This window comes from Paenarthrobacter sp. NPDC018779 (assembly GCF_044391085.1).
GTDB lineage: Bacteria > Actinomycetota > Actinomycetes > Actinomycetales > Micrococcaceae > Arthrobacter.
Genome location: NZ_JBIRZS010000007.1, coordinates 1 through 21,511 on the forward strand (window position 1 = coordinate 1; position 21,511 = coordinate 21,511).

Consider the following 21,511-nt stretch of genomic DNA (forward strand, 5'->3'; position numbering starts at 1 on the left):
CACCCGCATCAACCCGACCAAAGCCACTAACCGCGCCATCAAACAACTCAACAACCTCGGCTACAACGTCACCATCACCCCGGTCACCGCAGCCTGACCCACCAATACTTTCGTATTAGTTGGGCCAGGGGGTAGCCAAGGTTTTAAAGGTATTCGGCCGCCATCCGCGGGTGACGTCATTGGCACCCGCTGATGGCGGCCGAAGTTTATTGCTGGGACGTCAGATGGTGACGGCACCCGAGGTGGTTTCGAAGGTCACGGACATGATCCCGGGCGTACCGTGCGGAGCCATCCACTGGACTGCGACGTCCTCAAGCGGCTTTTCCACGGGCTCGCCCAGCCATTCGGTGACGCGTTCCGCCGAGCCCGCAATGGTCAGGCTGGACATTTTGACGTCACTTTCATAGACCTTTGAGGGATGCAGGCCGGGATCGCCTTCCCACTTGAGCAGGTACGGCACCTGGGGATCGGCGATCAAGCCGAGGATGCCGATCTGCTGCCACACGAGTTCGCGGCCGTCGGGGAACTTGCGGTTGCCGGGGACTGCGGAACGGCCAAGGCGTTCTTCGAACGGAGCGAGGTCGTCAACGGCGACGCACCAGCCCATCCAACCGCCGCCGGCTGCCGAGCGTGCCCGGACTGCCTGGCCGAAGGGTGCCTTATCCGAAGCGGGGTGGTCCAGGACCTCCACCACTTCAAGGTATTTGTTGTCCGCGAGGGGAATGATCATGTTCCGGGTACCAAAGCGCGGATGCACTCCGCCCCGGACTGCGTCCACTCCCAATGCTGCGGAAATTCGTTCTGTCGTGGCCAGAAGGCCATCTCGTTCACAAGCGTAAGAGACGTGATCCATGCGCATGGCTTCATCTTGGCACTTTGTGATTCGGGTCTCAGCTAAGTCAAGCCTAACCAAGGTGGGATGTTATCGAAGGGCCGCGTCGGGCGTCATGGCGGGACGCCGGAATGACGCCCAAGGACCGAAAAATACTGTCTTCGTCACAAAGCTGTGCATTGCCGCGGAGCCTTCCTAGACTGGCCGCAGTTCCAAGCACCCACTGTCCACCGCAAACCCATGCGCCACGAAGAGGAGAACGCAATGTCCCAAGGATGGTCTTTCGAAACCCGCCAGATCCACGCAGGCCAGGAACCCGATTCCGCCACCGGTGCCCGCTCGCTTCCGATCTACCAGACCACGTCCTTTGTGTTCCCGAGCGCCGAGAGTGCCGCCAACCGCTTCGCCCTGGCCGAGCTGGCACCCATCTACACAAGGATCGGCAACCCCACCCAGGATGCCGTGGAGCAGCGGATCGCCAGCCTCGAGGGCGGCCTGGGTGCCCTGCTCCTCAGCTCCGGGCAGGCCGCAGAAACCTTCGCCATCCTCAACATCGCCGAGGCCGGCGACCATGTGGTGGCCAGCCCCAGCCTTTACGGCGGAACCTACAACCTGCTGGCCCACACCCTGAAGAAGTTCGGGATCTCCGTGACGTTCGTCGAGGATCCGGACAACCTGGAGCAGTGGCGCAACGCCGTCCAGCCGAACACCAAGCTGTTCTTCGGCGAAGTGGTTTCCAACCCGCGCCAGGACGTCCTGGACATCGAGGGCATCGCGAAGGTGGCCCACGAAGCCGGCGTCCCGCTGATCGTGGACAACACCCTTTCCACGCCGTACCTGATCCGTCCCATCGAATGGGGCGCGGACATCGTGGTCCACTCGGCCACCAAGTACCTGGGCGGGCACGGCGCAGCGATTGCCGGCGTCATTGTGGACTCCGGAAACTTCGATTTCGGCCAGGATCCGGAACGCTTCCTCAACTTCAACACCCCGGACCCCAGCTACAACGGTCTGGTCTACGCCCGCGACCTCGGCAAGGACGGCGCGCTCGGCGCCAACCTTTCCTACATCCTCAAGGCCCGCGTCCAGTTGCTGCGAGACCTCGGCTCGGCGGTTTCGCCCTTCAACGCCTTCCTCATCGCCCAGGGCCTGGAAACCCTGAGCCTGCGCGTGGAGCGCCACGTCGCGAACGCCACCAAAGTGGCCGAATGGCTGGAAGCCCATGACGACGTCGAATCCGTCGCCTTTGCGGGGCTGCCGTCCAGCCCCTGGTTTGAGCGTGGCCGCAAGTACGGCCCCCGCGGTACTGGCGCGGTTGTCGCATTCAGCATCAAGGGCGGCGTGGAAGCGGGCAAGCGGTTCGTGGACGCCCTGGAACTGCACTCGCACGTTGCCAACATCGGCGATGTCCGGTCCCTGGTGATCCACCCCGCGTCCACCACCCACAGCCAGCTCACGGTTGAACAGCAGGCCATTGCCGGCGTTACTCCGGGACTGGTCCGCCTCGCGGTGGGCGTCGAGCACGTGGACGACATCCTCGCCGACCTCGAAGCCGGTTTCCGCGCAGCCAAGGGCGCCTGACAACGGAACTGCCGTGAAATACGGTGGCGCCTCCCGGCCGACGATTATTCGCTGGGCGGCGCCACCGGGCGCTCGTTACTGAACGAAGATGCCCCAAACCGTCACACAGCTGTCACATTCTTCGCCAGAACGGCTGTGTTCTTCCTAGACTCTTACGTATTAGGTCATGAGTGCCAGTGACAGCCCCGGCTTGCTGGCCGGCAACCCTCCTCCGCGGTGGGGTGCCCCGGGTGAGGACCTGGCCTGCCGCACGAAAGGCGGTGGGCAAGCGCGAGGTTAGGTGTCAAAGGAATGACCATTACTGCTACAGCCCTTCCCACATCCGAGGAAGCCGACGGAACCGTCAAGTTCGCCCATGTGGGCCCGCTGGAACTCGAAGCCGGCGGTTTCCTTCCCGATGTTGTGTTGGCCTACGAAACATGGGGCCAATTGAACGCCGATGCCTCGAACGCCGTGCTGGTGGAGCATGCCCTGACCGGTAGCACCCACGTGGCCCGTGGTGCCACGGACGAGGATGGCTGGTGGGAACAACTGGTTGGGCCCGGCGCCACGATCGATACCAACCGGTTCTTCGTCATCTCCATCAACATCGTTGGTGGTTGCTACGGCAGTACGGGGCCCTCCTCGGCCGCGCCCGATGGACGGCCGTGGGGTTCCCGCTTCCCGCTGGTCACCCTGCGTGACACTACCGAGGCCGAGTCCCGCCTCGCCGATGCCTTGGGGATCCGTGCCTGGCACTCCGTCCTGGGCGGTTCCATGGGAGGTGCCCGTGCTCTCGAATGGGCCGTCACGTTCCCGGAACGGGTCAAGCGCTGTGCGGTGGTGTCCGTGGGTGCCTACAGCACCGCGGAACAGATCGCCTTTGCCCAGTCGCAGACGCTCGCCATCCGCCAGGACCCCAACTTCAACGACGGCGACTACTACCAGGGTGCCGCGCCCGAGGCCGGCCTCGCCCTGGCCCGCAGGATCGCCCACATCACCTACCGTTCAGCCTTGGAATTGGATGTCCGTTTCGGCCGCGAAGCGCAGCACCAGGAAACCCCGCTCGCCGCAGCCATCCTGGGGAAGCGTGGTCGCTACCAGGTGGAAAGCTACCTCGACCATCAGGGGACCAAGCTGGTGCGCCGCTTCGACGCCAACAGTTACATCGCCATCACCGAGGCCCTCATGAGCCACGATGTCACCCGGGGGCGCGGCTCCTTGGAGGAAGCGCTGGAGCGCACCACGGCCGAGTTCTTCATCGCAGCGGTGGACACGGACCGGCTGTACTTCCCGGCGCAGTCCCGCGAACTTGCGGCGGCGCTGCCGGGTGACGTTCCGGTGCATGTGATCGAGGCACCGATCGGCCACGACGGCTTCCTCACGGAGATCGGGCAGCTCTCGGCGCAGTTGCGGGAGTCCTTCTTCGCCTAGGCCAGGCACTGGGCCGGCTGTCCAACGGGCATTGCCGTCAGGCCAGCCGGGCTTCCATGCCCAGGAACCTGCCGTACCGGTCCACTTCCGCCTCGAGGGCCCGCTGGACGGCGGGCGTGGCGGGCTGGTTCATCCGCACGTCGAGTTCGCAGGTGTTGCCGGCGAATCCGTGCCGCCACCAGCCGGCCAGCCTGCCATCCAGCAGGACAACGTGCATGGGGCCGCCGTTTTCCGGGAAGTAGGGTGCCACGCCGCCGAGGTAGTGCCGGGACTGGGAGTAGCCCATGACGTACTCGTCGTAGCACTGGATGAGGTCCACCCGGGGGAGCGCCGCGTCCGGACCTGAGCCAGTCCCCGGCCCTGAGTCAGACTCCGGGGCGGACCCGGACCGTTCCATGCCGGCAACATCCTCCGCTGCCAGATGGAAGTCCAGCCCCTCGATCCGGAGTGCGGCCAGGGACCCCGGGGCAACGTGGCCGGCTACGTCGAGGCCACGCTTCACGTCCTTCATGGTCAGGCCGGACCACGCCGAGCAATCCTTGACCGTGGCCGGTCCACGGCTGCTGAAGTACCGCAAGGCCAACTGGCCCAGTGCCTGGTCCCGTCCATCGGCGTCCAAGGCGTCAGGCCCAGGCTCGGGCACCCGTTCCCCGAACAGCGCGTACGTCTGCTTGAGGGCACCCCCGGAAGAACGGACAGGCGTTCCGCTGACCAGGATCCGGCTGATCTCTGCGTGCATCAGGTGGTACACGAAGCCCAGTCCTTTGCCCGGGAACCCCGCTTCTTCCAGGACCGCGGAGAGTTCCTCGCGCGTCTTGTGCGCCCCGCCGGACACCGCGCCGGCCAGGATGTTTCCGCTGCGGGCAGCCGCAGAAGCATCCACGCCCGTTTGCCGGTACATGCCTTTGTTGCCCTGGTGGAGGCGATCCGCGGACAACGCCATCAACCACCCGAGATCGTCACGGTGCACAAAATGCCAGGTGGGCCGGAGGATGTGGGTGCGCAGGATGGTGCCGTCCGCCACGAGTTCCTCCACGTCCGCAGCGGAAGCTTCGGCTGTCCGTTGCGCCAGCGACCACCTCGCGTAGGGAAACTCCTGGGCCTGGACGGCAAGGAGGTTCTTGAGGGCATCGGTGGCCGCACCCGCGGAAGGGGCGCGGAGTTGCTGATGGCGCAACCGGAGCCGCACCACGTCGTCGGGCGTCGGCGCAACCACGCTAGCCGCGCGGCAATCCGGTGACGTTGGGCCCGAAGACGGGTCCCGGCGTCGGACGTTTTGGCGTGATGCCATCGCCGGAGGACTGGTGCCGCAGGCGGCGGATGACCCACGGGACAAAGTACTCGCGCGCCCATACGAGGTCCGAGGATCGCGCTTCCCGCCATGTGCGCGGCGGTAACGGCTTGGGGACGAGGGGTTCGAGGGTGTGCTGGACGTTCAGCGCCTCCAGCACCATCATCGCGATGGTGTGGTGGCCGAGGGGCGAGAAGTGCAGGCGGTCCTCGTCCCACATCTGCGTGTCGGCGAGCTGCCGCAAGGACCACATGTCCGCGACGATGGCGTCGTGCCGGGCGGCGACCGTCCGGAGGTTCTCGTTGTAGATGGCCACTTTGCCGCGGATCCGGCTGAGCACGGAAGAAGCGGTGTCCGGGCCGTTGAACAGCACCACGGTTGCACCGCCCGAGCTGAGTTCCTGGACCGCTGCGTCCAGCTTCTCGGCCAGGAGATCCGGATCCCCGCCCGGCCTGATGAGGTCGTTGCCGCCTGCCGATATGGAGACGAGGTCCGGTTGCAGTTCCAGGCACGGGCCAACTTGCTCGTCCACGATCTGCTGCAGCAGGCGGCCCCGGATGGCAAGGTTGGCGTACGCGAAATCGTCATGGCCGCGGCCCAGCTCTTCGGCCACCCGGTCCGCCCAGCCACGGAAGCCTCCGGGGTTCTGCGGCTCGGGGTCGCCGATGCCCTCGGTGAAGGAATCACCCAGCGCCACGTAGCGGCTCCAAGGATGCGTTTCTACCGGACTGCCGGGCGTTACCAATGAATCGCTCTCACTCACTTGTCTTATCCTGCCTTGTGAACTCGTGTCTGCGAACCTACGCCACCGTAGGTTGTTACCCATGGGTAACTGCAAGAATAGACCCATGACTGAAGCCGTTGCATTCCCCGCGCCCGTTGTCCTGTGGTCCCATGACGAAACCGAAAGGGCGGGAAAGCCGCTCCTGGTCCTGCTGCACGGCTACGGCTCCAACGAGGACGACCTCTTCAGCCTTGCCGGACTCCTGCCGGACGGATTCGTGGTGGCCGCCCTTCGCGCCCCGATGCCCATGGGCCCCGGTTTCACCTGGTTCCCGCTGACGGCCTCCATCGACTACTCCCTCGATGCCGTGAAGCTGGCCGCCGAGTACGCGCTGGAGTGGTTGGACACCGTCAAGGCCAACCACTCCTCGGTGACACTGCTGGGCTTCTCCATGGGCATGGCCATGGCAACCACCATGCTCCGGTACCGGCCCGCGGACTTCGCCGCCGTCGTCGGGCTTTCGGGTTTCGTGGTCGACGCCGGCGCTGACGCCGCCTTCCGCGACGACGAACTGGACGGTACCGTCCCGCTCTTCTGGGGCCGCGACCAGCAGGATCCCGTCATCACGCCGGACAAGATCGACTACACCATGGGCTGGGTACGCAAGCACGTTGACCTCACCAAGGTGCTCTACACGGGCATGTGGCACGGGATCAACCAGCAGGAGATCGGGCACGTGGGCGAATTCCTCACCCACAAGGTCCTCAGCTAGGAGGAAGCGATCCGGACCGTCTGGCCGTTGACGGTTACGGTATCGCCGGCGTGGAGTTGGCGGCCGCGGCGTTCTTCGATGTCGTCATTGACCTTGACCAGGCCGTTCTTGATGAGCTCCGTGGCTTCCACGCCGTCCTCAACGAGGTTGGCGAGCTTCAGCAGTTGGCCGAGGCGGATCATGTCGTCGCGGATGGGGATTTCGTCGATTTCGGGGTTGCTCATACAGCAATGATGCCTGAAGTAGTGTGGTGACAGTGCCGCACCCTACCCGCCGTTCCAGTCTTCCGCTTGCCCTTGGCCTGCCCCTCGCCGTCCTGACGGGACTGGTACTCCCGGTCCAGGGTCGCATCAACGGAGCGTTGGCCGGTGCCCTGGACGATGGCATCGCCGCCGCAGTAGTGAGCTTCACCACGGGCCTGGTGGTGATCGCGGCGATTTCCCTGGCCACCCCCAAAGGCAGGGCTGGGCTGGCGCGGATTGTTCCCGCGGTCCGAGCGCGCAGCTTTCCGCCGTTCTACGTCATGGCCGGTGCCGTGGGTGCCTTCTTCGTCTTCGCCCAATCGTTCACCGTGGGACTCCTCGGTGTGGCCCTGTTCACGGTGGCTTCCGTGACCGGTCAAACGCTCAGCGGCCTGCTGGTGGACCGCCTGGGCATTGCCCCCGGCGGCAAACGGTCCCTCACAGGGCTGCGGGTCCTGGGCAGCGTGCTCACCGTTGCGGCCGTGGCGTGGGCGGTTTCGCCGCGCTTTGGCGGCTTGTCCGACGTCGGATCGCTGCTTTTGCCGGTCCTCCTGCCTCTCCTGGCGGGTTTCCTGATGAGCTTCCAGCAGGCCATGAACGGAACAGCCACGGTGCACTACGGCACACCGCTGGCAACCACCTTGGTCAACTTCCTGGCCGGTTCGGTGGTGTTGTGGATCGCTTGGCTGTTCAAGGTTGCGGTTGCTGGCGCGGGCAATCCCTTGCCCGCGCAGTGGTGGTACTACCTTGGCGGCCCGCTGGGGTGCGTGGCGATCGGCCTCGCGGCGCTGCTGGTCCGCAGCCTCGGCGTGCTGGTCACGGGGCTGGGCATGATTGCCGGCCAGTTGGTGGGTTCGTTGATGCTCGACGTCGTGATCCCCACGTCCGGGACGGTGGTCGCCTTGCCCACGGTGCTGGGTACGTTGCTGACGCTCGCGGCCATCATTGTGGCCACGCTCCCGTGGCCCAAAGGATCCTTTGCCGGAAGGTCGGCCGCCAAAGGCCGGTAGGCTAGGACACGCAGCTTCCTGCACAGTTCAAACCACCGCGGACCGCACCCAGCGGCCCTGTAGAAATATGGAGTACCCATGGCAGCAAAATCCGTCCTCGACCAGGTCATTTCCCTCTCCAAGCGGAGGGGATTCGTGTTCCAGGCCGGTGAAATCTATGGTGGCTCCCGCTCCGCGTGGGACTACGGCCCCCTCGGCGCGGAACTGAAGGAAAACATCAAGCGCCAGTGGTGGCAGAGCATGGTCCGCGGCCGCGAAGACGTGGTTGGCCTGGACTCCTCCGTGATCCTGCCCCGCCAGGTATGGGAAGCTTCCGGCCACGTGGAGGTCTTCTCCGATCCCCTGGTGGAGTGCCTTTCGTGCCACAAGCGCTACCGTGCAGACCACCTTGAGGAAGAGTACGCGGAGAAGAAGGGCCGCCCTGCCGAGAACGGCCTGGCGGACATTGCGTGCGCCAACTGTGGAACCCGCGGCCAGTGGACCGAGCCGCAGGAATTCTCCGGCCTGCTGAAGACCTTCCTTGGCCCAGTCGCCAGCGAAGAGGGCCTGCACTACCTGCGCCCCGAGACCGCGCAGGGTATCTTCGTGAACTTCAACAACGTCCTCACCACGTCCCGGAAGAAGCCGCCGTTCGGCATCGGCCAGATCGGCAAGTCCTTCCGCAACGAGATCACGCCCGGTAACTTCATTTTCCGCACCCGTGAATTCGAACAGATGGAGATGGAGTTCTTCGTCGAGCCCGGCACGGACGAAGAGTGGCACCAGTACTGGATGAAGGAGCGCATGGCCTGGTACACGGGCCTTGGCATCCGCGAGGAGAACCTCCGCTACTTCGAACACCCGCAGGAGAAGCTGAGCCACTACTCCAAGGGCACCACGGACATCGAATACCGCTTCGGCTTCCAGGGTTCGGAGTGGGGAGAGCTTGAGGGCATCGCCAACCGTACCGACTTCGACCTCTCCACCCACGCCAAGGCCTCCGGCACGGACCTGAGCTACTTCAACCAGGCCACCAACGAGCGCTACACGCCGTACGTCATTGAGCCTGCAGCCGGCCTGACGCGCTCCTTCATGGCGTTCCTCATCGACTCCTACACCGAGGATGAGGCCCCCAACGCCAAGGGCGGTGTGGATGTCCGTACGGTCCTGAAGCTTGACCCGCGCCTGGCGCCGGTCAAGGCCGCCGTGCTGCCGCTGAGCCGCAACGAGGACCTGTCCCCGAAGGCCAAGGCCTTGGGTGCGCAGCTGCGCAAGAACTGGAACATCGACTTCGACGACGCCGGCGCAATCGGCCGCCGCTACCGCCGCCAGGACGAGATCGGCACGCCGTTCTGCATCACCGTGGACTTCGACACCCTCGAGGACCAGGCCGTCACCATCCGTGAGCGCGACACCATGAGCCAGGAGCGCGTCTCCCTGGACAAGGTGGAAGCGTACCTGGCGGCCCGTCTGATCGGCGCCTAGGCGTGGCATTGGAATACCGCGAATGGAAGGAAGGCGACGACCTCGCCCTCCTGGAGATCTGGGGCGACCCGGAGACCCTCCCTGCGGAGCAGTTCCGTGCTGCCTTGGCGCCTTCCGGCAACCAGCCGTGGCGCCGGTGCATCGTGGCCGAGGATGTGGTGGACGGTGTCCGCATCCCCGTGGCGGCCGGTGTGGTCCACGAGGCCTCCCTCCATCCGGAGCGGCTCTGGGCCTACATCGAGGTGGCCAAGGATCACCGCCGCAGCGGGATCGGTGCCACCCTCCTGGCCATGCTGCGCGCGGAAGCCGGGAACGCGCCGTCGGGCGTTTCGGCGCTGCGCAGCAAGGTGGAGCCGGGCACGCCGGGTGCCGCCTTCGCAGAGGCGGCAGGGCTGGGACCCATCCAACGTTCACAACTGGTGGTTGTGGACCCCGAGCCGCTGAAGCTGCCGAGGTTCGGCGACGGCTCCGAGGAAGCTGCCGCCGAGCGCGTGGAGGATCTGGCCACTGGGTCCGTGGAACTGAGCGACGTCGTGGGCCGCTACTACTCTGCCGTGCACCACTGGGACAGCCCGGGGGAGCTCAGCATCGCCACGGTGCAGCGGCTCTTCCTTCATGACCTCACGGGGGCCCACGGTGCGATTGTCCTGCGCGCCCCCAAGGCCAGTGCTTTCGGTGAGGGCGTGCCGGCATCCAGGAAGGGCAAGATCCAGGCGTTCGCCATCAGCTACGCCCAAGGCAACACAGAGGAGCCCTCCGACGTTTTCCTGGGGCACGATCCCCAGCTGGCACCGGATGAAGCGGAAGCCGCCGTGCGGGACCTCTTGGCCCTCATCGCCTACCAGCACCCGGTGCTCCTGGAAGTGGACGAGTCCATGGCCGCGTTGCGCGGCGTCCTGAAGCCCCTGCTGGAGTCGGGCAAGGCCTACGTTCGCGGCGCGGACACGCTCATTGTGAGCGACTGAGCGGTTATCACGCGGATTGCGGATCCCGCCGGCACCACCATTTCGTGGCGCCGGCGGGATCCGCTGTTTAACACCCGGCAGGTGGCAAGCAAAAGATGCTTGACGCCGCCAAAGCGCAGGAGTAGGCATGACGACGTAAACCCCACGCCGCCGTAGCTGGAGGGAAACGGCGCGGGAACATCCCGGTCTCACATGTCTCATCGGTGGTGGACAAATGAATGCAATGGCCCTTGATGGGCTGCGGGAACAGTTGCGCGGCCAACTCATCACTCCGGAAGATCCCGACTACGAGTCTGCGCGGTCCGTCTTTAACGCGATGGTGGACAAACGCCCGGCGGGCATCGTCCGGGTGGCCCAGGTGGCCGACGTCATTGCGGGCGTCAACTTCGCCAGGGACAACGCCATGCCTTTGGCCATCCGTGGCGGCGGGCACAGCGCCCCCGGGTTCGGGACCTGGGATGACGCCCTGGTGCTGGACTTCGTGAACCGCACAGGCGTCCGCGTGGATCCGGAAGCCGGAACGGCGAGGGCGGAGGCCGGAACAACGTGGGCGGACTTCAACTTCGCCACGCACGCTTTTGGCCTGGCCACCACGGGCGGCATCGTGGGCTCCACAGGGGTGGCGGGCCTGACCCTGGGCGGTGGCATAGGCTATCTGGCCAGGAAATTCGGGCTTTCCTGCGACAACCTGGTGTCCGCGGATGTGGTGACCGCCGACGGCTCGTTCGTGGTGGCCAGCGAGGACCGCAACGAGGATTTGTTCTGGGCCCTGCGGGGTGGCGGGGGCAACTTCGGCGTGGTGACCTCGTTCGAGTTCAAGCTCCATCCCGTGGACATGGTCCATGCCGGAATTGTCCTGTATGGCGCTGAGCACATCGACACCGTGGCACGGTTCTACCGCGATTACATCGCCTCAGCGCCAGAGGAGTTTGGTGCGTTCCTGGGCTTCCACCAAGGGCCACCCGTACCCTTCCTTCCGGAGGAATGGCATGGCAAACCCGTGTGCGTCGTGGTGGGAATGTGGACCGGAGACCCGGCCGAGGGGGATTCGCGGTGGCAGCCCTTCCTGGACGCCGCGCCCGTGGCGGGATCCATGGTGGGCCCCATGCCATACCCGGCCCTCAACACAGCCTTCGATGGCCTGAACCAGAAAGGCATGCAGGGCTATTGGAAGGCCAACTTCCTGCGCGAACTCAATGACGGTGCCATCGGTGCCCACGCAAACTTCGGATCCACCGTGACGAGCGTCAACACTTCGGTGCACGTCTACCCGATCGACGGGGCCGTCTCCAGGGTGGGAGTCCAGGACACGGCCTTCGCCAACAGGGACATGAAGTTCTCTCCGGTGATCGCCACCCAGTGGGTGGATCCCGCTGACAACGAGGCCAACATTGCCTGGGCGCGCAGCTACGCCGAGGCGCTGGCACCCCATTCCGAGCGTGGCGGGTACATCAACTTCATGGACTCCGAGGACCAGCAGCGGGTCAGCGACAACTACGGTCCCAACTGGGACAGGTTGGTGCAGATCAAGGGAAAGTACGATCCCGGCAACCTCTTCCACGTGAACCAGAACATCAAACCTGCCTGAGGCGGGGATCGCGCCGTGGGCGTCGAGTGACCGTGGCTTTGCCGCGTAGGGTTGAGGCATGAGGTTTAGCTGCTGATGGGCCACGGCCACTCCCACGCCGACAGTTCCGAGCCGACTCCCGAAGCCATCGCATCACGCAAGCGGGCCAACTGGCTGCTGGCCGGCGTGCTGGTTCCACTGGGTGTCCTGACCATTGTTGCCATGATGCTCATGTGGCCCTCTGGCAGCCGCGAAGGGATTTCGTTCGCGAGCCCGTACCAGGCCGCACCGGGCGTCACGTTCGATACCGGCAAGATCCAGCGGGTGGTGCAGGAAAGCTGCACCCAAACCGGTCAGGCGGATGCCAGCCAATCCGGAAGCACCCCGGCAGGTTCTGAGTGCACCTTCGCGTTCACCGAGCCGGACAACGGCGGCGAGCCCGTCAAGGTGGTCATCAACCCGGATGTTGCCAAGTCCCATGGCGTGGATGTGGGGGATTCCATCCGCTACCTCAACCTCTCCGGTGTCCAGGGGGCAGCGGCCGGGACCGGTTCGCCGTCGTATGTCTTTGTCGACTTCGTGCGGAATGTTCCCATCGCCCTGCTGGCCGTGCTTTACGCGGTATTGGTCATCGCGGTGGCCCGCTGGCGGGGCTTCCGCGCCTTGCTCGGCCTCGTTGGCGCCTACGCGGTCCTGGTCAGCTTCATCCTGCCCGGCTTGGTGGAAGGCAAGCCCCCGCTGCTGCTGGCCTTGGTGGGATCCACGGTGATCATGATCGGGGTGCTCTACTTCGCGCACGGCTTCTCGGCCAGGACATCCACGGCGTTGCTGGGAACCATTTTTGGGCTGGGCATCACGGCGTTGCTTGCCGCCTGGGCCACGGACGCAGCCAACCTGGCCGGCGTGGGCAACCACGATGCCGCGACGCTCATCAACATGTCGGACAAGATTTCCATCTCCGGCATCATCCTGTGCGGGCTCATCATCTCCGGACTCGGCGTCCTTAATGACGTCACCATCACGCAGTCCTCCGCCGTATGGGAACTCTACGAACTGGCGCCCAACACCAGCGCCCGCAAGCTTTTTACCTCAGCCATGCGGATCGGCCGGGACCACATCGCCTCCACGGTCTACACCATCGCCTTCGCCTACGCGGGCGCCGCGCTGCCCATCCTCATCATCGTGATGCTCTACGACCGTCCGCTGGCCGAAGCGTTGACCAGCGCGGAATTGTCCGAGGAAGTCATCCGGACCCTGGTTGGTTCCATCGGCCTGGTCCTCGCCATTCCCGTCACAACGTTCATCGCAGTGCTGGTGGTCAAGGCCACGGGCCTCAAGCGTGCGGATGGGCCCTCCACCGTAGGGGCGGACGACGTTGCCGATACCGGCGCGCTCGCGGCCGCTGCCGCCGTCGTGGGTTCCGAACGGGACGGAAGGCCCGACGCCGGCCACCGCACCGGGGAAGCCGGGCCGGCCCGGCCGGGGAGCCGCCGCGCCCGTCGGGAAGCCGAGCGGCACAAGGAATAGGGCATGACATTTGTCATCGCTGACTGGTGACACTCGGTAGAAGTGCCGGAGCTTGTTCGCGGCTTGACTGGGTAGTGACACAAAACCACTGCCAGGGAGAGCAATGACAACCGCAGGCGTACCGGCCGTCCAAGCCGCCGGACTTCATAAGAGCTTCGGGAAGGTCCACGCCGTCCGCGGCCTGGACCTCACCGTGCAGCAGGGCGAGGTAGTTGCCTTCCTCGGTCCGAACGGGGCGGGAAAGACCACCACCATCGACATGATCCTCGGGCTCAGCACCCCGGACCAGGGGGAAGTCTCCATCTTCGGGCACACGCCCCGGGGCGCTATTGCCAGGGGACAGGTGGCCGCCGTCATGCAGACCGGCGGGCTCCTCCGGGACATCAGCGTCCGCGAAACGGTGCAACTGACCGCCGCAATGTTCGAGTCGTCGCGGCCGGTGGACGAGGTCCTCACCCGCGCCGGCATCCTGGACATCGCCGACCGCCGCGTGGAGAAGTGCTCCGGCGGCCAGCAGCAACGGCTGCGCTTCGCGATGGCCCTGGTGTCCGATCCCGGCTTGCTCATCCTCGACGAACCCACCACTGGCATGGATGTGGCCGGCCGTCGCGACTTCTGGTCCGCCATCCGGGCGGATGCCACCAAGGGGCGGACGGTCATTTTCGCCACCCACTACCTCGAAGAAGCAGACGCCTACGCGGACCGGATTGTCCTGGTCCGGCAGGGCACCGTGGTGGCCGATGGAACGGCGGCCCAGATCAAGAACCTGGCCTCGGGCCGGACCGTGAAAGCGTCCCTGCCAATGGAGGACCAGTCACTGCTGGCCGCCCTGCCGCCCAGCGACGCCGTGGAGTTCGACGGCGGCCGCGTCACCGTCCGCACGTCCGATTCGGACTCCGTGGTCCGCTACTTGCTCAACAACACCCGGGCCCATGACCTCGAAGTGGTGGCCAACAACCTTGAAGAGGCCTTCGTGGCACTGACAGGTGATGAACCGTCCATCGGGACAGCTCACGCATTCGAAGGAGACCGGGCATGAGCCAGGCGACAGCAATCCAGGACCGCAAGCCCTCGGCCGGGGGAGTCAACGGCACATTCCTCTGGATAGAAATCAAGCGGATGCTCAGGAACCGCCGCACCGTGATCTTCACAGTGCTCATGCCCGCGATCTTCTTCTTCATCTTTGGGCTCTCCAACAAGAACCAGTTGTTGCCCAACGGCCACAGCTACGGCCAGTACATCCTCATCAGCCTCACGGTGTATGCGGCCATGACCGCCGCCACGGGCGCGGGGAGCCAGGTTGCGGTGGAACGTGCGCAGGGCTGGAGCAGGCAGCTTCGCCTGACCCCGTTGCTGCCCGGTGCCTACATCGCCGTCAAGGCGGCCGCGGCGTTGACCCTTTCACTGGTTGCGGTGATCGCCCAGTTCGTCATTGGTGCAATGGCCGGCGTGACCATGGACGTGCAAACGTGGCTCACCGCGGGAATCGTTGCGTGGCTGGGTTCCTTGGTGTTCGCGGCCCTGGGCTTGTTCGTTGGCTACCTCATGCCGAGCCAGAACGTCATGCAGATCCTCGGCCCGGCCCTGGCGATCCTGGCCATGCTCGGAGGGCTCTTCATGCCCATCGAGGTCATGGGGAACACCTTTGGCCAGATCGCCAAGTTCACTCCGGCCTACGGGATCGGCCAACTGGCAAGGAGCCCCATCACGGGCGAATTCGACCTGATGTGGATCGTGAACGTCCTGGTGTGGCTGGCAATCTTCGTGGGCGGGGCAGCCATGGCGTTCCGGCGCGACACGAACCGGGTCTGAGCGTCACGGACTTGGCTAGGGTGGGAGTCATGAAAACCCAGGCCTTCGGCGAGATGTTCCGCGGGCCCGGTCCGCGCCGCTGGTTCCTTGGCGCCGGGCTCTCGGTGCTGCTCTGGGCGTGGCCCACATGGAACCTCGTGTGGTCCGTGGATGAGCCGTTGGCATGGAAACTTGCGGCCTCGGCTTCATTGGTCGCTTTCTTCCTTGCCTACGCCTTCCTGCCGATGTTCGGCTGGCGGAGGTCCACGCGCACTGGCTTGGCCTCCGCCGGCATCCTCCTGGCGTTGGATGCCCTCGTGATCCTCTTCCTGGGGCGGGAGGCCTTGTGGACGTGGCCTTTCCTGGCCTGCGCCATCGCGATGTCTGTCCTGCCGCCGCGGGTGGATCTCGCCCTGATCGTGTTCCTGGCCGCAGTATCGCTCACCGTCGAATTGTCGGACGGCAACCCGGAGCAGGCGTTCTTCCAGCCCGCATTGATCCTGTCCTTGGGCCTCATGATGACCTCGTTCGCCAGGCTGATCCGGCAGACCGTGGAACTCCGTGCCGCGCATACCGGACTGGCCGACGCCGCAGTGGCCGCTGAACGGAGCCGGGTGGCCCGGGACATGCACGACATCCTGGGGCATTCCCTGACCGTCATCGCCGTGAAGGCCGAACTGGCCGGCCGGATGCTGGAAACACCGTCAGGCACCGACCGCGCGGCCAAGGAGATTGCCGAGGTCCAGGACCTCGCCCGCGGCGCCTTGGCCGACGTCCGTGCCACGGTTGCTGGCTACCGCGGGGTCAATGTCCTCGCGGAACTGGCCGTCGCCAGGACGGCACTGGAATCGGCGGGAATCGACGCCGAGCTCCCGGCCACTTCCGAGGAAGTTCCTGCGGGGCACCGCGAGTTGTTTGGCTGGGTACTGCGCGAGGGCGTCACCAATGTGGTGCGCCATTCGGGCGCCGGACGCTGCCGGGTGCGGTTGTCGGCGTCGACCGTCCTGGTGGAGGACGACGGCGTAGGGCCGGGTCAGGCGGATGGCATGGGAAACGGCCTGGCCGGAATACGGGAAAGAGTGGAAGCCGCCGGGGGAACGCTCAGCATCGGTTCCAGCGAACTCGGAGGATTCAGATTGGCGGTACAACTATGACCATCCGTTTGGTGATTGCGGACGACCAGGCCTTGGTCCGCGGAGCCCTAGCAGCCCTGCTGGGGCTGGAACACGATATTGAGGTGGTGGCCGAGCTGGGCGACGGCACGGGCGTGGCCGCCGCAGTGGTGGAACACTCGGCCGACGTCGCAATGCTGGACGTTGAAATGCCCGGCCTCGACGGCATCAGTGCGGCGGCGGAGGTCCGCAAGGCCGCCCCCAACTGCCGGGTCCTCATGGTCACCACCTTCGGCCGGCCGGGGTACCTCAAGCTGGCCATGCGCGCAGGTGCCTCCGGCTTCGTGGTGAAGGACACCCCCGCCAGGCAACTCGCCGAGGCCGTGCGTCGCGTGCACCAAGGCCTTCGGGTGGTGGATCCGGCGCTCGCCGCCGAATCGCTGACATCCGGTGACAGCCCGTTGACCGAACGCGAGACGGAGGTGCTCAGGGCAGCGTCCGACGGCGGCACGGTGGCCGATATTGCCAAGGCAGCGGTGCTGTCCGAGGGAACAGTCAGGAATTACTTGTCCTCCGCCATGGCCAAGACGGGCGGCCGGACCCGGGCTGAGGCCGCGCGGATTGCCGCGGGGAACGGCTGGTTGCTCTAACGGTTCCCCTGGCAAGGCGGCCGATTTGCCCCGATTTGCAACAATGGATAGGTGACTGCAGTAGCAACCCCTCCCACTCCCAAGCTCGAGCTCCCGCCTTTGCAGCTCGGCGACATCACCGTGGACACTCCCGTGATCCTCGCCCCGATGGCGGGCATCACCAACTCCGCATTCCGCCGGCTGTGCCGCGAATACGGTGGCGGACTCTACGTGGCGGAGATGGTCACCTCGCGTGCCTTGGTGGAGCGGACGCCCGAATCGCTGCGGATCATTTCGCATGATGAGGACGAGAAAGTCCGGTCCGTGCAGCTCTACGGCGTGGACCCGGTGACCGTGGGCGCGGCTGTCCGCATGCTCGTCGAAGAAGACCGTGCCGATCACATCGACCTGAATTTCGGCTGCCCCGTACCCAAGGTCACCCGTCGCGGGGGTGGCTCGGCGCTGCCGTGGAAGATCGACCTCTTCACATCGATTGTCCAGACCGCCGTCAAGGAAGCGTCCAAGGGCAACATCCCGCTGACCATCAAGATGCGCAAGGGCATCGACGAGGACCACCTGACGTACCTCGATGCCGGCCGAATTGCCCGCGACTCCGGTGTGGCCGCCGTCGCGCTCCACGGACGCACCGCGGCGCAGTTCTACTCCGGCCAGGCCGACTGGTCTTCCATTGCGCGCTTGCGCGAAGCCCTCCCGGACATTCCGGTCCTGGGCAATGGGGACATCTGGTCCGCCGAGGATGCTGTCCGCATGGTCCGGGAGACCGGCGTCGACGGCGTTGTGGTGGGCCGCGGCTGCCAAGGCCGCCCCTGGCTGTTCGGCGACCTGCAGGCCGCCTTCGAGGGCAGCGATGAGCGGCACCGTCCGGGCCTGCGCGAAGTGGCCGAGGGCGTGTACCGCCACGCCGAGCTCATGGTGGAGACTTTCGGGAACGACGAATACAAGGCCCTGCGCGAAATCCGCAAACACATGGCGTGGTATTTCAAGGGTTACGTGGTCGGCGGGGAACTCCGCGCGAAGCTGGCCACCGTTCCCACCCTTGAGGTGCTCCGGGAGCTGTTGGCCGAGCTGGACCTGGACCTGCCGTACCCGGGCGTTGACTCCGAAGGCCCACGAGGCCGCGCAGGATCCCCCAAGCGGCCCGCTTTGCCGAAGGACTGGCTGGACAGCCGCCAGCTCAACGCGGAACAAAGCGCCGACATCGCGGCAGCCGAGCTGGACGTTTCGGGCGGCTAGCTTCCAGCGTGTAAGACTGGCTCAAGAGGCACCAGAGGACGGCGCACGAAGGAGGCAGAAACCCATGGGAACCGAAGCAACGATCGGCCGTGCCGGAACTGCGCACGAGTATGCGCAGGCGATCCCCGGTTACTCCGAAGCGGATTCCGCGCGTTGGGTCGAAGAGCCGCGCAAGAACACGTACCGCTCGGACTTTGAGCGCGACCGCGCGCGGGTGCTGCATTCCTCGGCCTTGCGCCGCCTCGGTGCAAAGACCCAGGTGGTGGCGCCGGATACGGACGACTTCGTCAGGACCCGGCTGACCCACAGCCTGGAGGTAGCCCAGGTAGGCCGCGAGCTTGGCCGGTCCCTGGGCTGCGACCCGGACGTGGTGGATACCGCCTGCCTTAGCCACGACCTCGGACACCCGCCGTTTGGCCACAACGGCGAATCGGCCCTGAACGAGGTAGCCCACGCCATTGGCGGCTTCGAGGGCAATGCCCAAACCCTGCGGCTGCTGACCAGGCTCGAACCCAAGGTCCTCACCGAGGACGGGCGGCCCGCCGGACTCAACCTGACGCGGGCCAGCCTGGACGCCGCTTCCAAGTACCCGTGGTCGGCCCTGGACGCCCCGGTGATCCATGGGCACCGCACCAGCAAGTTCGGCGCCTACGAGGACGATCTCCCCGTGTTCGAATGGCTCCGCGAAGGCGCCCCGGGCAACCGCTCCTGCATCGAAGCGCAGGTCATGGACCTTGCGGACGATATCTCCTACTCCGTCCACGACGTGGAAGACGCGATCGTGGCCGGGCACTTCCAACTCAAGTGGATGGAGAACCCGGACCACAGGGCACGCGTGGTGGGCTACACCAAGCAGTGGTACCTGCCGCACAACGAGCCTGCAGAGATCGACGCTGCCCTGGCCCGGCTTGAAGCCACCAAGGTGTGGGTCCGCGAGGCCGACGGCAGCCGGAAGTCCATGGCGGCGCTCAAGGACATGACCAGCCAGCTGATTGGCCGCTTCTGCCAGAGCGCCATGGAAACCACCCGCGCGCACTTCGGCCCGTCCAACCTGACCCGCTACGGTGCCGAGCTCATGGTGCCCGAGGAGACGGTCACGGAAATCGCCGTGCTCAAGGGCCTGGCCACCACCTTTGTCATTTCCACGGACCACCGCCAGCCGGTCTACGAGCGCCAGCGCGAAGTCCTGCACGCCCTGGTGGGCGTGCTCAACGCCACCGGCGACCGGCACCTGGAGCCGATGTTCGCCGCGGACTGGCGTGCCGCCGTCGACGATGGCGCCCGCCTGCGCGTGGTGATCGACCAGGTGGCCTCGCTGACCGATGGTTCGGCGCTGGCCATGTACGAGCGCTTGGTGGGGAGCCTGCCGTCGCTGTGGTAGTTTTCCGCCCATCCTGCCGGACTAGGATGGTCTAGTGGCTGGCCTGATCAAACGTGAAGACATCGATGAAGTACGCCAGCGCACGGACATCAAGGAAGTCGTGGACGGCTACGTCACGCTCCGGAGCGCCGGACTGGGCAGCTTCAAGGGCCTGTGCCCCTTCCACGACGAGCGTTCGCCCTCCTTTACTGTCCGTCCCCAAGTAGGCCGGTACCACTGCTTTGGCTGCGGCGAAGACGGGGACGCGATCTCCTTCATCCAGAAGATGGACCACAGCTCCTTCCACGAAGCCGTGGAAAAACTCGCTGCCCGGATCGGCTACGAACTGCGGTACGAGGACGGCGGCACGGGTCCCAGCCGGGAGGAAGTAGGCAAGCGGCAACGGCTCCTGGATGCGCACAAGATCGCCGATGAGTTCTTCCGGGCCCAACTCCTGACCCCGGGAGCCGCAGAAGGCCGTAACTTCCTGGACGGACGTGGCTTCGACCGGGCCGCCGCCGAACACTTCGGCGTTGGCTACGCGCCGCAAGGCTGGGACTCGCTGCTTAAGCACTTGCGGGGCCGTGGCTTCACGGACGCGGAGCTGAAACTGACCGGCATGTTTTCTGAAGGCAACCGGGGCATCTACGACCGTTTCCGCGGCAGGCTCATCTGGCCTATCCGGGACATCGCAGGGGACACCATCGGCTTCGGTGCCCGCAAGCTCTTCGAGGACGACCAAGGCCCCAAGTACCTCAACACACCCGAGACCACGCTTTATAAGAAGTCCCAGGTCCTTTACGGAATCGACCTCGCCAAGCGGAACATCGCCAAGGACCGCCAACTCGTGGTGGTGGAGGGCTACACCGACGTCATGGCCTGCCACTTGGCCGGAGTTGCGACGGCGGTGGCCACCTGTGGAACGGCGTTCGGCACCGAACACATCAAGATCGCCCGCCGGTTGATTTCCGACGACGGCACCGGGGGAGAAGTGGTCTTCACGTTCGATGGCGATGCCGCCGGGCAGAAGGCCGCGCTCCGGGCCTTCGAAGAGGACCAGCGGTTCCAGGCCCAGACCTACGTGGCCGTGGAGCCTACCGGCGCCGATCCGTGCGATCTTCGCCAGCTCAAGGGCGATCCGGCCGTCCGCGAACTTATCGCCAGCCGCAAGCCGCTCTTCGAATTCGCCATCCGGGCCTCGCTGCGCAAGCACAACCTGGACACTGTGGAGGGACGAGTCGCTGCCCTCCGGGAGGCTGCCCCGGTGGTGGCGCAGATCAGGGACTCAGGAATCCGCCCGGCCTATACGCGCGAACTCGCCGGATGGCTCGGCATGCCCATCGAGGAAGTCAGCCGGTACGTTGGGGCAGCGGCCAAACGGGCTGCCTCCGGTGGCAGCCCGTCGGGGTCGCCCGAGCAACAGACGACGACGGCGGCAGCACCGCCGTCGAATGGTCCGGCCTTCAACCGTCCCGACCCGCGCGACCCCGTGGCCGGGATGGAGCGGCAGGCCTTGGAAGTGGTGCTGCAGGAGCCGGGAGTCCTTGGCGAGGGAAACTGGGAGCGTTTCGAGGCCTCCTACTTTGCCACTCCGGCGTATGCGGCGCTCCATGCGGCCATCAGGGCGACGGGAGTGGCCCAGGCGGCCGATCCTGTGGCCTGGGTGGAGAAGGTCCGCCAAGAGGTTCCCGAGCCGTTGCGGCCCCTGGTGTCCGAGTTGGCGGTGACTCCGTTGCCGGCGAGCACACCGGAGGCAATGCAGCGGTATTGCCGGGACATCCTCGCCAGGCTGTTCGAGCTGCAGATCACCCGCATCAAGGCAGACAAGATGGGCCAGCTGCAACGCCTGGATGCCGCAGCCCACCCGGAGGAATTCCAACGGCTGAACCGCGAGCTGATGCAGCTGGAAATGGAGCGCCGGGCACTGCGGGCTGAGGCCTGAGGCTCGATTTCGCTTTTCGGCTGAGCCCTGTTAAG

General features: G+C 65.7%; 19 protein-coding genes and 1 riboswitch. Of the genes, 15 read left to right on the forward strand and 4 right to left on the reverse strand.

Annotation, left to right across the window (positions count from 1 at the left end; all coding sequences use genetic code 11):
• Positions 1-220: 220 nt before the first annotated feature.
• Complete coding sequence (locus ACH488_RS09780) at positions 221-859, reverse strand: VOC family protein (protein WP_397323870.1); 639 nt, start codon at positions 857-859, stop codon at positions 221-223.
• Between the two features lie 213 nt (positions 860-1,072).
• On the opposite strand from ACH488_RS09780, the gene ACH488_RS09785 reads away from it, so the two are divergent.
• Positions 1,073-2,413: a bifunctional o-acetylhomoserine/o-acetylserine sulfhydrylase gene (locus ACH488_RS09785; RefSeq protein WP_397323872.1), complete on the forward strand. Its 1,341-nt coding sequence runs from the start codon at positions 1,073-1,075 to the stop codon at positions 2,411-2,413.
• Positions 2,414-2,575: 162 nt separating this feature from the next.
• Positions 2,576-2,690, forward strand: a riboswitch (SAM riboswitch).
• Positions 2,691-2,704: 14 nt separating this feature from the next.
• On the forward strand, positions 2,705-3,826 hold the full coding sequence (locus ACH488_RS09790; protein ID WP_397323873.1) for a homoserine O-acetyltransferase: 1,122 nt from the start codon (positions 2,705-2,707) through the stop codon (positions 3,824-3,826).
• A 37-nt stretch (positions 3,827-3,863) separates the two neighbouring features.
• Here ACH488_RS09790 and ACH488_RS09795 read toward each other — a convergent pair whose 3' ends face one another.
• Positions 3,864-5,042: a winged helix DNA-binding domain-containing protein gene (locus tag ACH488_RS09795; RefSeq protein ID WP_397323875.1), complete on the reverse strand. Its 1,179-nt coding sequence runs from the start codon at positions 5,040-5,042 to the stop codon at positions 3,864-3,866.
• Between the two features lies 1 nt (position 5,043).
• On the reverse strand, positions 5,044-5,880 hold the full coding sequence (locus tag ACH488_RS09800; protein ID WP_397323876.1) for an SGNH/GDSL hydrolase family protein: 837 nt from the start codon (positions 5,878-5,880) through the stop codon (positions 5,044-5,046).
• 85 nt (positions 5,881-5,965) lie between these two features.
• Here ACH488_RS09800 and ACH488_RS09805 point away from each other — a divergent pair, with 85 nt between their 5' ends.
• A complete protein-coding gene (locus tag ACH488_RS09805) occupies positions 5,966-6,613 on the forward strand; it encodes an alpha/beta hydrolase (protein ID WP_397323878.1) in 648 nt (215 codons plus the stop codon).
• Here the strand turns inward: ACH488_RS09805 and ACH488_RS09810 are convergent.
• Positions 6,610-6,837: an RNA-binding S4 domain-containing protein gene (locus ACH488_RS09810; protein ID WP_397323879.1), complete on the reverse strand. Its 228-nt coding sequence runs from the start codon at positions 6,835-6,837 to the stop codon at positions 6,610-6,612. The two genes, ACH488_RS09805 and ACH488_RS09810, sit on opposite strands and share 4 nt — an antisense overlap.
• A 23-nt stretch (positions 6,838-6,860) precedes the next feature.
• On the opposite strand from ACH488_RS09810, the gene ACH488_RS09815 reads away from it, so the two are divergent.
• From ACH488_RS09815 to dnaG, 12 genes are all read left to right on the forward strand, one after another.
• Positions 6,861-7,865, forward strand: a complete 1,005-nt coding sequence (locus ACH488_RS09815; RefSeq protein ID WP_397323880.1) for a DMT family transporter — start codon at positions 6,861-6,863, stop codon at positions 7,863-7,865.
• Between the two features lie 78 nt (positions 7,866-7,943).
• Complete coding sequence (locus ACH488_RS09820) at positions 7,944-9,329, forward strand: glycine--tRNA ligase (protein WP_397323881.1); 1,386 nt, start codon at positions 7,944-7,946, stop codon at positions 9,327-9,329.
• 2 nt (positions 9,330-9,331) lie between these two features.
• The gene (locus tag ACH488_RS09825; RefSeq protein ID WP_397323882.1) at positions 9,332-10,294 is read left to right on the forward strand and encodes a GNAT family N-acetyltransferase; all 963 of its coding nucleotides are present in this window, start codon (positions 9,332-9,334) and stop codon (positions 10,292-10,294) included.
• Positions 10,295-10,508: 214 nt separating this feature from the next.
• A complete protein-coding gene (locus tag ACH488_RS09830) occupies positions 10,509-11,882 on the forward strand; it encodes an FAD-binding oxidoreductase (protein WP_397323883.1) in 1,374 nt (457 codons plus the stop codon).
• 75 nt (positions 11,883-11,957) lie between these two features.
• Positions 11,958-13,388, forward strand: a complete 1,431-nt coding sequence (locus ACH488_RS09835; RefSeq protein WP_397323885.1) for a YibE/F family protein — start codon at positions 11,958-11,960, stop codon at positions 13,386-13,388.
• A 103-nt stretch (positions 13,389-13,491) separates the two neighbouring features.
• Positions 13,492-14,427, forward strand: coding sequence for an ABC transporter ATP-binding protein (locus tag ACH488_RS09840; protein ID WP_397323886.1), 936 nt, complete (start codon positions 13,492-13,494; stop codon positions 14,425-14,427).
• Entirely contained in the window at positions 14,424-15,200 is a 777-nt protein-coding gene (locus ACH488_RS09845) for an ABC transporter permease (RefSeq protein WP_397323888.1), read from the forward strand. Before ACH488_RS09840 ends, ACH488_RS09845 begins: the two co-directional genes overlap by 4 nt.
• 29 nt (positions 15,201-15,229) lie before the next feature.
• Positions 15,230-16,333, forward strand: coding sequence for a sensor histidine kinase (locus ACH488_RS09850; protein WP_397323889.1), 1,104 nt, complete (start codon positions 15,230-15,232; stop codon positions 16,331-16,333).
• Complete coding sequence (locus ACH488_RS09855; protein WP_397323890.1) at positions 16,330-16,941, forward strand: DNA-binding response regulator; 612 nt, start codon at positions 16,330-16,332, stop codon at positions 16,939-16,941. Before ACH488_RS09850 ends, ACH488_RS09855 begins: the two co-directional genes overlap by 4 nt.
• 51 nt (positions 16,942-16,992) lie before the next feature.
• Positions 16,993-18,174 carry a tRNA dihydrouridine synthase DusB gene (gene dusB, locus ACH488_RS09860; RefSeq protein WP_397323891.1) on the forward strand — a complete coding sequence of 394 codons (1,182 nt, stop codon included), beginning with the start codon at positions 16,993-16,995 and terminating at the stop codon, positions 18,172-18,174.
• A gap of 64 nt (positions 18,175-18,238) precedes the next feature.
• The gene (locus ACH488_RS09865; RefSeq protein WP_397323893.1) at positions 18,239-19,555 is read left to right on the forward strand and encodes a deoxyguanosinetriphosphate triphosphohydrolase; all 1,317 of its coding nucleotides are present in this window, start codon (positions 18,239-18,241) and stop codon (positions 19,553-19,555) included.
• A gap of 34 nt (positions 19,556-19,589) precedes the next feature.
• Entirely contained in the window at positions 19,590-21,476 is a 1,887-nt protein-coding gene (dnaG, locus tag ACH488_RS09870; RefSeq protein ID WP_397323894.1) for a DNA primase, read from the forward strand.
• Positions 21,477-21,511 lie beyond the last annotated feature (35 nt).

What these genes read in the sequence shown, in the direction of transcription:
- ACH488_RS09850 (WP_397323889.1), top strand. Translation starts at nt 15,230, where the DNA reads ATGAAAACCCAGGCCTTCGGCGAGATGTTCCGCGGGCCCGGTCCGCGC.
- ACH488_RS09790 (WP_397323873.1), top strand. Translation starts at nt 2,705, where the DNA reads ATGACCATTACTGCTACAGCCCTTCCCACATCCGAGGAAGCCGACGGA.
- ACH488_RS09840 (WP_397323886.1), top strand. Translation starts at nt 13,492, where the DNA reads ATGACAACCGCAGGCGTACCGGCCGTCCAAGCCGCCGGACTTCATAAG.
- ACH488_RS09865 (WP_397323893.1), top strand. Translation starts at nt 18,239, where the DNA reads ATGGGAACCGAAGCAACGATCGGCCGTGCCGGAACTGCGCACGAGTAT.
- ACH488_RS09835 (WP_397323885.1), top strand. Translation starts at nt 11,958, where the DNA reads ATGGGCCACGGCCACTCCCACGCCGACAGTTCCGAGCCGACTCCCGAA.
- ACH488_RS09780 (WP_397323870.1), bottom strand. Translation starts at nt 859, where the DNA reads ATGCGCATGGATCACGTCTCTTACGCTTGTGAACGAGATGGCCTTCTG.
- ACH488_RS09785 (WP_397323872.1), top strand. Translation starts at nt 1,073, where the DNA reads ATGCGCCACGAAGAGGAGAACGCAATGTCCCAAGGATGGTCTTTCGAA.
- ACH488_RS09810 (WP_397323879.1), bottom strand. Translation starts at nt 6,837, where the DNA reads ATGAGCAACCCCGAAATCGACGAAATCCCCATCCGCGACGACATGATC.
- ACH488_RS09820 (WP_397323881.1), top strand. Translation starts at nt 7,944, where the DNA reads ATGGCAGCAAAATCCGTCCTCGACCAGGTCATTTCCCTCTCCAAGCGG.
- ACH488_RS09805 (WP_397323878.1), top strand. Translation starts at nt 5,966, where the DNA reads ATGACTGAAGCCGTTGCATTCCCCGCGCCCGTTGTCCTGTGGTCCCAT.
- ACH488_RS09830 (WP_397323883.1), top strand. Translation starts at nt 10,509, where the DNA reads ATGAATGCAATGGCCCTTGATGGGCTGCGGGAACAGTTGCGCGGCCAA.
- ACH488_RS09855 (WP_397323890.1), top strand. Translation starts at nt 16,330, where the DNA reads ATGACCATCCGTTTGGTGATTGCGGACGACCAGGCCTTGGTCCGCGGA.
- ACH488_RS09845 (WP_397323888.1), top strand. Translation starts at nt 14,424, where the DNA reads ATGAGCCAGGCGACAGCAATCCAGGACCGCAAGCCCTCGGCCGGGGGA.